The 14236-nt window shown below is 64.5% G+C and carries 17 protein-coding genes; 4 read left to right on the top strand and 13 right to left on the bottom strand.

Translation table 11 applies throughout. The features are described from left to right. Positions 1 to 74 precede the first annotated feature (74 nt). The 9 genes from ychF to CFE28_05255 form a co-directional block, all read right to left on the bottom strand. Positions 75 to 1172, bottom strand: coding sequence for a redox-regulated ATPase YchF (ychF, locus tag CFE28_05215; protein ID OYU69455.1), 1098 nt, complete (start codon positions 1170 to 1172; stop codon positions 75 to 77). Between the two features lie 60 nt (positions 1173 to 1232). Next, positions 1233 to 1973 carry a hypothetical protein gene (locus CFE28_05220; protein OYU69456.1) on the bottom strand — a complete coding sequence of 247 codons (741 nt, stop codon included), beginning with the start codon at positions 1971 to 1973 and terminating at the stop codon, positions 1233 to 1235. Positions 1974 to 1976: 3 nt separating this feature from the next. Further along, on the bottom strand, positions 1977 to 2588 hold the full coding sequence (locus CFE28_05225; GenBank protein OYU69457.1) for an aminoacyl-tRNA hydrolase: 612 nt from the start codon (positions 2586 to 2588) through the stop codon (positions 1977 to 1979). Positions 2589 to 2624: 36 nt separating this feature from the next. Beyond that, entirely contained in the window at positions 2625 to 3227 is a 603-nt protein-coding gene (locus tag CFE28_05230; GenBank protein OYU69458.1) for a 50S ribosomal protein L25/general stress protein Ctc, read from the bottom strand. A 126-nt stretch (positions 3228 to 3353) separates the two neighbouring features. Continuing rightward, positions 3354 to 4400: a hypothetical protein gene (locus tag CFE28_05235; GenBank protein ID OYU69459.1), complete on the bottom strand. Its 1047-nt coding sequence runs from the start codon at positions 4398 to 4400 to the stop codon at positions 3354 to 3356. A 144-nt stretch (positions 4401 to 4544) separates the two neighbouring features. After that, on the bottom strand, positions 4545 to 5480 hold the full coding sequence (locus tag CFE28_05240) for a phosphoribosylpyrophosphate synthetase (protein ID OYU69460.1): 936 nt from the start codon (positions 5478 to 5480) through the stop codon (positions 4545 to 4547). Between the two features lie 76 nt (positions 5481 to 5556). Then, positions 5557 to 6324 carry a polyphenol oxidase gene (locus CFE28_05245; GenBank protein ID OYU69461.1) on the bottom strand — a complete coding sequence of 256 codons (768 nt, stop codon included), beginning with the start codon at positions 6322 to 6324 and terminating at the stop codon, positions 5557 to 5559. Then, complete coding sequence (locus CFE28_05250; protein OYU69462.1) at positions 6324 to 7382, bottom strand: SAM-dependent methyltransferase; 1059 nt, start codon at positions 7380 to 7382, stop codon at positions 6324 to 6326. Before CFE28_05250 ends, CFE28_05245 begins: the two co-directional genes overlap by 1 nt. Further along, the gene (locus tag CFE28_05255; GenBank protein OYU71566.1) at positions 7369 to 8196 is read right to left on the bottom strand and encodes a prolipoprotein diacylglyceryl transferase; all 828 of its coding nucleotides are present in this window, start codon (positions 8194 to 8196) and stop codon (positions 7369 to 7371) included. Before CFE28_05255 ends, CFE28_05250 begins: the two co-directional genes overlap by 14 nt. An 89-nt stretch (positions 8197 to 8285) precedes the next feature. Here CFE28_05255 and CFE28_05260 point away from each other — a divergent pair, with 89 nt between their 5' ends. The 3 genes from CFE28_05260 (at position 8286) to CFE28_05270 (ending at position 10023) form a co-directional block, all read left to right on the top strand. After that, positions 8286 to 8564 carry a hypothetical protein gene (locus CFE28_05260; protein ID OYU69463.1) on the top strand — a complete coding sequence of 93 codons (279 nt, stop codon included), beginning with the start codon at positions 8286 to 8288 and terminating at the stop codon, positions 8562 to 8564. Between the two features lie 136 nt (positions 8565 to 8700). Then, a complete protein-coding gene (locus tag CFE28_05265; protein ID OYU69464.1) occupies positions 8701 to 9204 on the top strand; it encodes a hypothetical protein in 504 nt (167 codons plus the stop codon). A gap of 18 nt (positions 9205 to 9222) precedes the next feature. Beyond that, positions 9223 to 10023, top strand: a complete 801-nt coding sequence (locus CFE28_05270; GenBank protein ID OYU69465.1) for a pyrroline-5-carboxylate reductase — start codon at positions 9223 to 9225, stop codon at positions 10021 to 10023. 107 nt (positions 10024 to 10130) lie between these two features. Here the strand turns inward: CFE28_05270 and CFE28_05275 are convergent, their stop codons facing one another. The 3 genes from CFE28_05275 to CFE28_05285 all read right to left on the bottom strand — a co-directional run bounded on the left by CFE28_05275 (position 10131) and on the right by CFE28_05285 (position 12713). Further along, a complete protein-coding gene (locus CFE28_05275) occupies positions 10131 to 10556 on the bottom strand; it encodes a hypothetical protein (protein OYU69466.1) in 426 nt (141 codons plus the stop codon). 76 nt (positions 10557 to 10632) lie between these two features. After that, on the bottom strand, positions 10633 to 12000 hold the full coding sequence (locus CFE28_05280) for a two-component sensor histidine kinase (GenBank protein ID OYU69467.1): 1368 nt from the start codon (positions 11998 to 12000) through the stop codon (positions 10633 to 10635). Beyond that, a complete protein-coding gene (locus CFE28_05285) occupies positions 12000 to 12713 on the bottom strand; it encodes a DNA-binding response regulator (protein ID OYU69468.1) in 714 nt (237 codons plus the stop codon). Before CFE28_05285 ends, CFE28_05280 begins: the two co-directional genes overlap by 1 nt. Positions 12714 to 12793: 80 nt before the next feature. Between CFE28_05285 and CFE28_05290 the strand changes: the two genes are divergently transcribed. Next, positions 12794 to 13681 carry a branched-chain amino acid aminotransferase gene (locus CFE28_05290; protein ID OYU69469.1) on the top strand — a complete coding sequence of 296 codons (888 nt, stop codon included), beginning with the start codon at positions 12794 to 12796 and terminating at the stop codon, positions 13679 to 13681. Between the two features lie 58 nt (positions 13682 to 13739). Here CFE28_05290 and CFE28_05295 read toward each other — a convergent pair whose 3' ends face one another. Beyond that, positions 13740 to 14096: a hypothetical protein gene (locus CFE28_05295; protein OYU71567.1), complete on the bottom strand. Its 357-nt coding sequence runs from the start codon at positions 14094 to 14096 to the stop codon at positions 13740 to 13742. Between the last annotated feature and the right edge of the window lie 140 nt (positions 14097 to 14236).

Below are 14236 nucleotides of genomic sequence, written 5' to 3' on the forward strand. Positions count from 1 at the left end.
GCTGCATTGACGACCGAAACAGAAAAGGCCCCGGTTTCCCGGGGCCTTTTTTTGGTCTGCCGATCTGGAAGCTGTCAGACGTTGAAACGGAAGTTCATGACGTCGCCGTCCTGGACGATGTATTCCTTGCCTTCCGAGCGCATCTTGCCGGCTTCCCTCGCGCCAGCTTCGCCGTTCAGCCGGACATAGTCCTCAAAGGCGATGGTTTCGGCCCGGATGAAGCCCTTTTCGAAGTCTGTGTGGATGACCCCCGCCGCCTGCGGCGCTGTGGCGCCCACAGGGATTGTCCAGGCGCGGGCTTCCTTGGGGCCAGCGGTGAAATAGGTCTGCAGACCGACAAGTTTGTAGGCCTCGCGGATCAGCTTGTTCAGGCCGGGTTCTTCCAGACCCAGGGTCTCCAGGAATTCCCCACGCTCAGCGGGATCCAGCAGGGCGATCTCGCTCTCGATCTGAGCCGAGATGACCACGCAGTTGGCGTGGTCCCGCGCCGCCCGCTCGGCCACTGTGGCGGAGTGACCGTTGCCGGTTGCGGCGGAACCTTCCTCCACATTGCAGACATAGAGGGCTGGTTTGGAGGTCAGGAGTTGAAGCATCTCCCAGGCCTTGCCGTCTTCCTTGGGAACCTGAACGATCCGGGCAGGGCGCCCCTCGCGCAGTTCGGCCAGGGCGAGATTGACCAGCTTGAGGGTGAGCGCACTTTCCTTGTCGCCGGTCTTGGCGCGCTTATCGAGATTGACCACCCGCTTTTCCAGACTTTCCAGGTCGGCGAGCATCAGCTCGGTCTCGATGATCTCGAGGTCTGAAATCGGGTCAACACGGCCTTCGACGTGGGTGATGTCGTCGTCCTCGAAGCAGCGGGCGACAAACGCTACGGCGTCACAGTCGCGGATATTGGCCAGGAACTGGTTGCCCAGGCCTTCGCCCTTGGACGCGCCGCGCACCAGGCCGGCAATGTCCACGAAGTTGATCCGGGCAGGCAGGATTTCCTTTGACCCTGCAACCCGCGCCAGATCGTCGAGACGGGGCTCGGGGACGGCCACGTCGCCCACATTGGGCTCGATGGTGCAGAACGGGTAATTGGCCGCCTGGGCGGCTGCCGTCTGGGTCAGGGCGTTAAACAGTGTCGACTTGCCGACATTGGGCAGGCCGACGATGGCGACTTTGAGGGCCATGGGGATTTCAGTTTCCTGGTACGGGGCCAGGGCGGACGCCCGGGCGGTTCAGATATGAGTTTAGCCGTTGATGGCTGATGCGGCGAGATCGCGCCACCTGCGGCCTTCCTTGCGGAATTGGGGGTTGGTCTTGGCGAGTCGGCGATCCATCTCGGCGAGTAGTTCCTGTGCCTGCGCCTTGCGGCCGGTTCGGGCCAGAAAGGCCGCCTGACGCCCCAGGCCTTCCAGGCCGGGCAGGCGGCCTGCAGCCCAGTCATAGGCCGCCTCAGCCTCGGAGACCCGCCCAAGGGCCTCATAGACCCTTCCCTGGGCCAGGGAGGCTGCCGGCGTGCGCCCTTCCGGATCCAGGCTCAGTTGCTGAAGCAGTCGCAAGGCCTCCTCGGCGCGATCAAGCTCCAGCAGGGCGTTGGCGCGGCCGAGGAGCAGAACAGGGTCTTCGGCATGGACTCCATGGGCGGCCTCGGCATAAAGCCGCTCGGCTTCGGCATAGCGACCAAGCTGGGCCTCTGCCGCGGCGAGGCGGGACTGGTTGCGCACGGTCGGCGTTTCAGCAAAGGCCGTCCTGGCCTCCCGGTACTCGCGGTGGGGATCCAGGGTTTCCCGGGCGGCTTCCCCGAACCGTCGCGCCGTCCGCCCGCCAAGCAGTTCTGGCCCAATGACCGCGACCAGATAGACCACACCGCCCAGCGGCTGGAACATCAGGATGATCCATAACCAGAAGGTCTGCTGGCCTGACCGCACCACGTGGACGCAGAGGCCTATGGAGAAGATCAATGAAAGGCCAAGAAGTTCCAGGGGCATGGGCTATTGGTCTCCCTGCTTGGGATCAGACTTCTCCGCCGGCGCCAGACGCAGGACTTCAGTCTGATAGCGTTCATCCTCGCCCGCCGCCATAAGGGGTGCGGCATCGGCAACTGCCGAAATCAGGGCCGAAAGCCAGTTCTGGTCGACCTTGTGGAAGTCGGAAAGAACATGGCCCTGGACCCGGTCCTTGTGGCCAGGATGGCCTACCCCCAGTCGGGCCCGGCGGAATTCGGCAGTGATATGGGCTGTGACCGAGCGGACGCCATTGTTTCCCGCGGCGCCCCCGCCTGTCTTCATGCGGAAGCGGCCCGGCGCCAGATCGATCTCGTCATAGAACAGCACGACATCACGGGGGGCCAGTTTGTAGAACTTCATGGCCTGGGACACGGATTGCCCGCTGTCATTGTAGAAGGTCTGCGGCTTGAGGATCAGGGCGCGCACAGGTCCTCCGGGGGTGGGGATGTCACCCTCCCGGATCAGGCCCTGAAACTTGGATCTCTCCGGGCCGAAGCCCCACCGGCGCGCAATGGCGTCCACGGCCATGAAGCCGATGTTATGCCGGTTGCCGGCATAACGCGCGCCGGGATTCCCCTGTCCCGCAAGTATGAGCATCTAGTCCTCCGGGGGCTGGAGGCAGCGGAGCCTTGATCAGGCGTCCGCGTTCTCTTCACCGGCGGCGGCCGAAGCCGAAGCCGAAGAACCAGCCACGGTCGCAATCACCAGATCAGCAGGCAGAGCCGCGCTGGTGCCGGCCGGCAGGGTGAAGGCCGAAACCCGGATGGCGTCGCCGATGTCCAGACCGGTCAGGTCGAACACCAGTTCTTCCGGGATATGGTCTGCCGGGCAGTTCAGGTCGATTTCGTGACGAACGATGTTGAGCGTGCCGCCGCGCTTCAGGCCAGGAGACGCTTCCTGGTTCTTGAAGTGAACCGGAATGGCGATCTTGATCTGCTGATGCTCATCAACCCGATAGAGGTCGAAGTGCCAGGGCTGATCGGTGACCGGATGCATGTCCACCGCCTTGGCGATGACCGGCTGGGTCTCGTCGCCGTACTTCAGGGTCACCAAGTGACCCAGAAGCTTGCCGGTGTAGAGCGCCTTGCGGAACTCGTTTTCCTTCACCGCGATGGCCACAGGATCCTTGGCGCCGCCGTAAAGCACGCCGGGAACCTTGCCGGAGCGGCGGGTTTCACGTGCGCCGCCCGTGCCGGTGCGGTCGCGGACTTCAACGTTCAAAATGATATCGGCCATGGCCTTGCCTCAAAACGAAGTCGCCGCGCGAATGTCACGCGCGGCGGCGGACGACCCGTCAGGGCCGAAAGGTGGCGGTTGATACACAAAACCTGCGCCCATGGCAACGGGCGCAAGCCATGAGTCTTAGCGACTCTTTGAAGTCTTCTTCCGAACAGGCTTCTTTGGCTGGTTGTAACCGATGTCGGAGCGCACCACCGGGATGAATTTCGCCTCGAAGGGCTCGGCCTGACCGGACGCCTTGATGACGCAGCGGCCGGTGTCCATCATCACATGCTGGCCCAGACAGAAGATGTCCTCATAGTTCGGTCGGGACACCGCAAGACACTGATAGAGATTCAGTTTCGACATGGTCATGCAGAAGCTGACATTGCGGTCTGCCATGACCGCATCGATCGAGGCCATGTCAGCCGTGTCGGCCTGATTGAGAACGGCGAGGGCGGCCACAGCCAGGCTGCGGACGACCACTTCCGTATTGGCCCCCGCTGCCGTGGCAGGCGTGAGTCCCAGATTGACGGCGCCGACAGAGGCCTGCTGCAGGCGCGCCGTGACAGCGGATTCCCCGGGAGGGAGGGCCGAAGACAGTTCCTTGGCCCTGGCCAGGCGACCTGGACGGTCTGCGACCTCGGCCTTGGACCAGGGTTGCTTCTGGAGATCATAAGCCGACTGCTTGACCGCCTTGCCCGCGTTGTAGAGGGCCTGGCCGTCGGCGTTCAGCGCCTGAACCACCAGACCCTGGGCGGAAATCGAGCCCGGCAGACCGAGCACATAGCTCGGATTGCGCAGGATCTCGTAGGCCAGCTGTCGCCGCTGTTCAGCGCCGCTGCCGAAGCTGCGGATACCGGCGACGAAGGCCTGATCCTGCAGGGCTGCGATGGCCCCATAGGCCATGGCGCCCCTCACAAGGGCGGTCGGCTCATAGGCGTCTGCAGATTGCAGGGCCGCGGCGATATCTTCGCCCGACTGGAAGCCGCCCGTAATGGCGCTGGTGCGGTCCATATAGGTCCGGTAGGCGCTGGCCTGTTCCAGAATGGCGGGCGCCAGACGCACGACGGCGGGCGGGGGCGATGGCGCCACGGCCAGGGGTGTTCCGGGGTCTGAAGCGCAGCCCGCCAGGAACAGGACGGCGAGGGCGGCGGACGAAGCGATCGACGCCTTGAAAGATTTACGCATTGCGGCGGTTTTCCCGGTTGGTCTGGGTCGGCCAGGGCGGCAGACGGGCGCGGACGATTTGGTAACCCTAGACCAGTTCGGTCAGGGACGGAATCCTTCGCAGACTGCGGTAAGTCCGTGTCGAAACTGCGGCCGGGAAGCCGTTCAGTCGAAGAGCTTGGAGACCGATTCCTCGTTGGCGATCCGGCGGATGGCTTCGCCGATCAGGGTGTCGCAGCTCACCTGGCGGATCTTGCTGCACTTGGCCACCAGATCGGACGCCTCGATGGAATCGGTGATGACAAGTTCCTTCAGCACCGAATTGGCCACTCGCTCATGGGCGGCGCCAGACAGGACGCCGTGGGTCACATAGGCCGAGACCTCGACGGCGCCGGCGTCCATCAGGGACTTGGCCGCGTTGCAGAGTGTGCCGGCCGAATCGACAATGTCATCGAACAGGATCAGTCGCCGGCCTTCCACGTCGCCGATGATGTTGGCGACCTCGCTCTTGCCCGGACCTGACCGGCGCTTGTCGACAATGGCCAGGTCGGCATTCAGGCGGCTGGCGACGGCCAGGGCGCGGACCACGCCGCCGACGTCGGGCGATACGATGAGCAGTTCGTGAGTGTTCTGGTAGTGGGCCTTGATATCGCCGGCCACCAGGGGCGTCGCCGCCAGGTTGTCTGTGGGGATATCGAAGAAGCCCTGGATCTGCCCCGAGTGCAGATCCATGGTCAGGACCCGGTCGGCGCCCGCCCGGGTGATCAGATTGGCGACCAGTTTGGCGGAGATCGGCGTCCGGCCTCCGGTTTTCCGGTCCTGACGCGCATAGCCGAAATAGGGCATGACCGCCGTGATCCGCCGCGCCGAAGCCCGCTTGAGAGCGTCGATGCAGATCAGCAGCTCCATCAGGTTGTCATTGGCCGGGTAACTGGTGGACTGGATGACGAAGACGTCTTCCCCGCGGACATTCTCGTCAATGGTGACGAAGACCTCATTGTCGGCGAAGCGTTTTACCTGGGCCCGGGTCAGGGGCAGGTCCAGATGGGAGGCGACGGCCTCGGCGAGGGTGCGATTGGAGTTGCCAGCCAGCAGCTTCATGGAACCCTCGAGGTCTTGATTTCACCAGATGGCGCGGCTTGTAGCAGCCCCTTGGCGGGGGGCAAGTGCTGGCAGTTCAAACAAGCGTAATAGCTGAGAGCAGGCGGCCAAAATCGGGTTCGCCGCGACGAAAGGCCCGTCGGTTGGAGTAGAATTGCTGCTCATCGGTGCAAGTGTCGGCTCCGATCCAGGCGCAGGTTTCGACTCCGCTGCGCTGAAGACGGGACAGGACGAAGCCCGGCAGATCGAAATGCCGTTTATCGGCCGACTCACCAGCCATGAAGAAGGTGGAATTGCCAGTGTCGGCTGCAATGAACCGGGCCTCGAACTCCAGGCCTACCTCGTAGGAGGTCTGGCTGATGCAGGGACCTACTATGGCGACGATGTTTCCAGCCCTGGCGCCCCTTGCGATCATGGCATCAACCGTGGCCTCGGCAATTCCCGCGAGCGCGCCTTTCCACCCCGCATGGGCGGCGGCGACGGTCCGCGACTCTGGATCAGCGAGCAGGATCGGCGCGCAGTCGGCCGCCAGGGCGCCGCAGATCACTCCGGTTGCGCCTGTCACGACGGCGTCGCCCTCAGGCCGTTCAAGGCCCCAGGGGGCGTCAGCAACAAGGGCTGTGGCTGAATGGATCTGGTAACAGTTTGAAAGGGCGTCTACCGGCAGATCGAAATGGGCGGCCGCCAGCCGGCGGTTCTCCGCCACGTCTTCGGGTCGGTCACCAGACCCCTGACCGACATTGAGACCTGCATAGATCCCTTGGGACACGCCGCCCTGACGGGTGAAGAAGGCATGGCGAACGCCCGGCAGATCCAGCAGCGGCGATGTCAGAACCTGCAGCATCAGAAGGCCTCGAAAGCAGGCGGCGTCAGTCCCGGCTGGGCCAGACAGACCACCTTGAAAAGGTCGCCCATTTCCTGTGGGGAGAGCAAGCGGTTCAATTGTCGCTCCAGGGTATCGAACCGCCCGGGCTGTGCCGCCGCCAGGGCTTCCGCCCGTTCCATGACGCCCATCTTCACCAGGAATGTCGCCTGGGTCAGGATCGGCCATTCCGGCAGGCCCTCGCTGGCTGCAGCGGCGACCACCGCCGGGAAGTCAGCATGAACCGTCAGGTCGGCGGCGCCCGGATCGGTCAGGGGGGAAACTTTTTCATGGGCCTTCAGGGCCTGAAGCGTGTCGCCAGGTCCCGGTTCTGAACGTCCATAGTCGATGAGCAGGGCCGCGCCTCCGTCTGCCTGGATCCGCTGGGCCAGGGTGCGGGCCAGCTCCTGCTGGGCGGCGGAGACTTCGATCAGAACCCCAGCTGGAGCGTCCGGAAAGGCGCCCGCCGGCAGGGAGCCCATCAGGCCGAAGGTCAGGTTTCCGGCATCATCCAGGCCGACCCCTCGCTCCGACCAGCCTGCAGGCGTTCGGACAAACTGGCTGGCAGGCAGGCAATCCAGCAATTCATTGGCGACAACCAGCAGGGGCGCACCGGTGGGGACCTCGGAAAGTGAGGCGGCCCAACTGCCAGCGTCGTCCAGCTTTTCAGCCTGCAGGAATTTCAGCGGGGTCGATGTCTCCACCAGCCACAGATCCTGGGCGGCCAGGAAGCCTGCGTCCGTCCTGACCGTCCTCTGGATATCGACCATGAGGGTTCCGTCCCCTGGCCCCATTTCCACAAGCCGGAAGGGTGTGGGCCGGCCCAGGCGGCGCCAGGTCTCGATCAGCCAGACACCGATGATCTCGCCAAACATCTGGCTGACCAGAGGGGCCGTGATGAAATCGCCCTGGGCGCCAAGGGCCGGACGGGTGGCGTAGTACCCCTCCTGCGGATCATGCAGGCAGAGGTCCATGTATTGCGGGATGCTGAGCGGTCCTGTGGCTGCGATCAGGGCCTTGAGCCGGTCAAGCAGGGCCATGGGGCGTCGCCGGGATTTCTTCCTTCATGCCGCGCCAGATCAGCCAGGCGCCGCCAAGGATCATGGGCAGGCTGAGGATCATGCCCATGGTCATGCCGAGGGGGAAATCAGGCATGCCCTCGTCGGGTTCACGGACATTTTCCAGGGCTGCCCTGAAGAGACCGTATCCCAGGAAGAACAGACCGGCGATGACGCCCCGCCGGCGCAGGAGCTTTGCCCCATGGGTTCCCCAGCGCAGGATCAGGAAGAGGAGCACCCCCTCAAGGGTCGCCTCATAGAGCTGGCTGGGATGGCGGGTCAGGGGGCCGGCCCCTGGAAACACCATGGCCCAGGGAACATCGGTCACCCGACCCCAAAGTTCGGGCTTGATGAAGTTCGCCAGCCGCCCGAACAGCAGACCGATCGGTGTGGCCGCGCAGATCAGGTCTCCGAGCTCATAGAGGTCGAGCTTGTTGCGCCAGGCAAACAGCAGGGTCGCGACGAGCACGCCAAGGGTTCCGCCATGGAAACTCATGCCGCCGTGCCAGACCATGAAAATTTCCAGGGGGTCGGCCAGAACGATCTGCGGTGTGTAGAACAGGACGTGGCCGATCCGGCCTCCGAGGATGATGCCCAGGGTAATCCAGAGAATCAGGTCGTCCAGCTGGATCGGACTCAGCAGGGGCTTGCGGCCGCCCCAGAGCTTCTCGGACTTCAACAGGTCGAGGATGTATCGCCAGCCCAGAAGTATACCCGAGATGTAGGCCAGGGCGTACCAGCGGATCGGCAGGGGGCCGATATTCACCAGGACAGGGTCAATCACCGGATAGGGCAGGGCCACCAAGAACTCTCCATCCACACGATGCTATGCGCTTTAGACGAGAACCCCCTCGCATTCATCCCCTGAAGGGCCATATTAGGGCCATGCAGACACAGAACCCCTTTCTCGACGAAATGGCCAAGCTGACCAACGCAGCCATGGGCCTGGCTCAAAGCGCTGGCGAAGAGGCCAGGGCGGCCTTCCGCGCCCAGGCCGACCGCATGGCGGCCGAGCTGGATCTGATCCGGCGCGAGGACTTCGACGCCCTGAAGGCCGAGGTGGCGGCGCTTCGGGCCGAGGTGGCGGAATTGAAGGCTGCCCAGGCTCCCGCCAAGGCTCCGGCCAAGCCCGCTGCAAAGAAGTCGCCCAAGGCCGGCGCCTAAACAGCGCCAAACACGCGATTGTGGCTCGCTTGCCGGAAGAAGCCGGTGACAGGGCGCGCGCGAAGCAGATTACTTTCACCATCGCACGGTGATTCGTGGGAAAGCCCACGCCCGCTGCGAGGAGACCCACGGTCTTATGGAAACGCCCCTTTCCGACGACGACATCATCCTGGCCCATGATCCCCTGGATGTGGTCGAGCATGTGCTTGCGGCAGAAAACCTCCAGTTCGACCGTACGGAGGAGGGCGACCTCGCCTTCACCCTTTCCGGCGACTGGAAGGATTTCGAGCTGTGGTTCGCCTGGCGGCCGGAAGCTGACTGCCTGCAGCTCTGCCTGTCTGTCGACCTTCAGGTGAAGCCGGATCAGCGGCCTGCGGCCTTTGAACTGGCCTCGACCATCAACCAGCGGGTCTGGCTGGGCCATTTCGAGGTCTGGGATGACGGCGAGATCGTCTTCCGCCACGCCATGGCCCTGACAGGCGGCGAGCGCCCAAGCCTGGCCCAGGCCGCGGCGATGATCGATGTGGCCATGGAGGCCGCCGACCGCTTCTACCCCGCCTTTGATTTCCTGACCCAGGGCGGCAAGACCCCGTCCCAGGCCATCGAGGCCTGTATGTTCGACACGGTCGGCGAAGCCTAGGGTCAGCCGGAGTTCCCGATGTCCGCAACGCCCATTCTGATGCTCGGCGCAGGCCGGATGGGCGGCGCCCTGATCGAGGGCTGGCGCCGGAGCGGGGCCTTTGCGCCCTCCGACCTGATCATCCGCGATCCCCACCTGTCGGAAACCGCCCGCGCTGCCGGCGGGCTGGGGGCCCTGCTCAACCCCGGGCTGGAAGACCTCGCCAGGGCAAAAACCGTCCTGCTGGCCGTCAAGCCGCAGATCTGGCGCGAGACCGCTATCGAGGTGGGCGATCATCTGGCGCCCGACGCCATCATGATTTCAGTGGCCGCGGGGGTCAGGTCCTCGGACATCTCCTCAGCTTTCGGCGGGCGCCGGACCGCCCGGATCATGCCGACCACAGCCGCCGCTATCGGCCAGGGCGTCGCCAGCATCTTTGCCGACGACCATGAAGCCCGGGCCAGAGCCCGCGCCCTGTTCGCCCCTGTGGGGACTGTGGTCGATCTGGACGACGAAGAGCTGCTCCACGCCGCAACCGGCGTCTCAGGGTCTGCTCCGGCCTATTTCTACGCCTTTGTGGAAGCTCTCGAGAAAGCAGGGGTTTCTGTGGGTCTGTCGCCGGAGGCGGCCCGGGATCTGGCGCGCGCCACCATGACCGGCGCGGCGGCCCTGCTGGCCCAGTCCGGGGAAAGCCCCGCCGATCTTCGCAGGCAGGTCACCTCGCCCAATGGCACAACCGAAGCTGCCCTCAGGATCCTGATGGGAGAGGGCGGACTTGAACCCTTGCTGCGGGACGCGGTTATCGCGGCGACCCACAGGTCTGTGGAACTGGGCGGCTAGAGCGCGTTCCCTTTAGACGGAACCGTCCAATGGGTAAAAGTGCGCTATAATTCAAAGGTTTATGGCACGTTCGTTGCGATAACCGGTTCCCACTTATCGCCGCGGCTCTAGTCCGCCGACGACCAGATCTGCCCCTGACAGACCACTGAAATGCAGCCTTCAACCTTCAGGGTTCCCTTCGGCGTCAGGGCGATCTTCGACACATAGGTCTTGCCCACCTTGGGATCATAGATGGTTCCACCGGTCCACTTGCCGTCGGCCGATGGTGAGAAGTTACGGAGCAGCTGCAGGCCGACAATGGGCCTGCTGCGAAGGCTGGGGTCTGGGTTCTTGCTGTCCACTGGTGGCAGGCCGGTCGCCTTGTCGATCTTGTCGCTGATCCAGACAACGGTCCCACACAGCTTCTGACCGCAGGGGGCGATGCGCACCTTGGCCGACCGGTCCTGAACATACCAGACGCCTTCGGGAGGGCTGGCGGCGACAGCCGGAAATGCAGCGACAAGGGTTGCAGCAAGGACAAGTTTCTTCAGCATTGCAGGTTCCGGCAGGTGTTGATCTCGGGGAGTGGAACCCCGCAGATGCCAAGGCCTCATGGCGATTTTGCGACAGTCAGAGGCGGGCTTCCACCGACCCTGGCAGGCGCACGGTCGCCTTCAGGCCGCCCAGGGCGGACCTGGCCAGCAGGATGTCGCCCCCATGGGCCCGGGCCACATCCCTGGCAATGGCCAGGCCAAGGCCCACGCCCTTTTCGTTCTGGTTCCTGGCCTCATCCAGGCGGTTGAAGGCCTTGAAGGCGTCCTCATAGCGTTCGGGGGCTATGCCGGGGCCATTGTCTTCCACCACGATCTGCACCCAGCCCTCCGGCAGGGGCGCGGCGGCGATATGCACCCGGTCCGCATGGGCGGCGGCGTTCATGATCAGGTTGGACAGGGCCCGCTTCAGGGCGTTGGGGCGGACCTGGACGGTCAGGGCCTCGTCCACGGTGACCCTGGCTTCTACCCCGGCCCGGCGAGCGCCTTGCTCCACATCATCGATCAACTGACCAAGGTTCACCGACTCGACGATCTCGCCGCCCTCGCCGCGGGCGAAGGCCAGATACTCGTCGATCATGTGCTCCATCTCGGCGAGGTCCCGCTTCATCTCAACGGTGCGGCTGCTGGGTTCGGCCAGGGCCAGCTCCAGTTTCAGGCGAGTCAAGGGCGTGCGCAGGTCGTGGCTGACCGAGGCCAGCAGGGATGTGCGCTGCTCGATGTGGCGCTGGATCCGGGACTTCATGGCCAGGAAGGCCCGGGCCGCCTGCCGCACCTCCCTTGCGCCGTGAGGCTTGAAAGCCGCTGAGTCCACGCCCCTGCCGAAGTCGTCTGCGGCGTCGGCCAGCCTCTCGATCGCCCGGACCTGGTTGCGGATGAACAGTATGGAGATGGCGGTCAGCAGAAGGGTGGCGATGGTCATCCAGAGAACGAAGATGTGGCCCTGGGTCGCCACGGCCCTTTCCCGCGGCGCCAGGACTCGCATGACGCCGTTCGGAGTCTGGACGCGGATGTCCACATAGGCTGGATAGCGGGTCGTATCGAACCAGAAGGGCGCATCCAGACGAGCGGCCAGGGCCTTGTCCACCACGCGGTCCACCACGCCGAAGGGGTTATGGCGGCGGCGTTCAGGCAGGGTGCGGCCAGGCTGCAGGGCGATGGAAAGGCTCATGGACCGTTCGGCCCGATCGGTCAGCCGGGCCAGGGCCGCCGGGCTGGGGTCGTCATTATAGCTCTCCACCGCCCAGGCGATGTCGCCGGCCAGGCCTTCGGACAGGCGGCTGGTCACGGTCTGCCAGTGGGCGTCGAAGAACACCCAGGTGACCGCGATCTGCATGATCGCCACTGGCAGTATGATGATCAGCAGGCTGCGGCCGAACAGGGTTGTGGGCAGGCTGCGCTTGATCAGCCTTTGCCAGCGCGCCGATGAAAAGACCCTCAGGCGCATCAGTCGGGTGCCAGCAGATAGCCCACGCCCCGCACGGTCTGCAGATAGCGGGGGGTCTTGGGATCGGTTTCGATCTTGCGGCGAAGGCGTGTGACCTGGACGTCCACGGCCCGGCCCGAGGCGTCGACGGTCTCCTTGGCCAGCTCCATCCGCTCCACCGGCTCATGGGGACTGCGGGCCAGCCGACGCAGGAGGGCGATCTCGGCTTCGGTCAGGCGGATGAGGACGCCGTCCCGGGTCAGTTCTCCACGGTCAATGTCGAACCGGCAGGCGCCCAGAGCCACCGGCCCGGCGGCGGCCAGGGTCGGGCGCGCGTCGGACCGGCGCAGGATGGCCTCGATCCGCAGCAGTAGCTCTTCGGGCTCGAAAGGTTTGGCCAGATAGTCGTCTGCGCCCAGCTTCAGGCCCTCGATCCGGTCGCTGGGTTCACCCCGGGCGGTCAGCATCAGCACCGGGGTGCGCCCCGCCGCGCCCTTGCGCTCCCGCAGCCAGCGGGTGAGGGAAAAGCCGTCCTCGCCGGGCATCATCACGTCAAAGACCGCCAGGTCGAAATCCAGGGAGTCCAGCAGGCCCCGCGCTGCGGCTCCGCCCGAGGCGGCGGAAACCCGGAACCCGGCCCGGGACAGGTATTCCTTCAGCAGCTGGCGAATGCGGTCGTCGTCATCCACCACCAGAAGGTGGCGGTCAGCGGCGTAGCTGGAGGTCATCGACATCAGGCCATGGCTCCAAAATGTTTGACGCGACGCGCCCGGAGGTCTGTAAGGGGATTTCCTTGAAAGGAGGAACTTTCCCCATGACTCTCGTTCCCTTCGATGATCGCGATGGTTGGATCTGGCTGGACGGCCAGTTTGTTGCCTGGCGCGAGGCGAAGGTGCACGTATTGACCCATGGCTTGCACTACGCCTCGGCGGTGTTCGAGGGCGAGCGCATGTACGGCGGAGAGATCTTCAAGCTGACGGCGCATACCGAGCGTCTGTTCAAGTCGGCGGAGATGTTGGATTTCGAAATCCCCTTTACCGTCGCCCAGATCGATCAGGCCTGCAAGGAGACCTGCGCCAAGAACGGCCTCAGCTACGCCTATCTGCGTCCGATCGCCTGGCGCGGCACGGAAATGATCGGGGTCAGCGCCCAGAATACCAAGATCCACGTGGCCATCGCCGTGTGGGACTGGCCGGACTATTTCAAGCCCGAGGAAAAGGCCAAGGGCATCCGCATGTGCTGGGCCAAGTACAAGCGCCCGTCGCCCGAGACCGAACCGGTCCACGCCAAAGCCACCGGCCTCTACATGATCTGCACCATCTCCAAGCACGCAGCGGAGAAGGACGGTTATACCGACGCCATGATGCTGGACTATCGGGGCTATGTGGCGGAATCCACGGGCTCCAACGTCTTCTTCGTCAAGGACGGCGCCCTGCACACCCCGACGCCGGACTGCTTCCTGAACGGCATTACCCGTCAGTCGGTCATCGAACTGGCCCGCAGCCAGGGCGTGACCGTGACCGAGCGTCACATCATGCCCGAGGAACTGTCGACCTTCACGGAATGCTTCGTGGTGGGCACGGCGGCCGAGGTCACCCCGGTCTCGCAGATCGGCGAGTACACCTTCACCCCGGGCGCCCTGTCCCTGGGTCTGATGAACGACTACGCCAAGATGGTCCGGCGCCAGCTGGTTCCGGCTTAAGTCGCCTTACATCGTCGAATGACATGGCGGGATGGGGCATGCCCCATCCCGTTTTTCGTCAGAGGATATAGTTCTGCGGGGTCGGATAGGCCTCGTTCTGCAGGGCCTTGAGCAGGCCGACAATGCAGCGCAGGCCATACCAGATTGAGCTCAGGCCGAAGACCAGCTTGCCCAGGATCAGCACCGGAATGCCGATCAGTATGACGCTGAGGATTGCGCCCCAGAACAGCATGGCGCCCGCCGCCAGCATGATGGCCGCCCCGATCCAGAAGGTGCGGATCAGGAAAGTATAGTGCGACTGGGCCCGCGGTGACGCCGAGCTGCGGTTGGCGTAGGCGAGGATCAAGCCGATGATCGCGCTGACCCCGCCGGAGACGAACCCCCCGAGAAACAGGGCGTAGGTCACGACCGTCATGGTCTTGTCCTCGACGGCAATCGTAGGGGCGCCTGCAGGGGTGACGCCCGAATGTTCGTCGGGGGCAGGGCTGCTGTTGGTCTGGTCGCTCACTGCGGCCTCCTGTGAAATAGTCCTACAGGATGTGGGGACTTTTTGCC

This window comes from Alphaproteobacteria bacterium PA2 (genome assembly GCA_002256425.1).
In the GTDB taxonomy this organism is placed as follows: domain Bacteria; phylum Pseudomonadota; class Alphaproteobacteria; order Caulobacterales; family Caulobacteraceae; genus Phenylobacterium.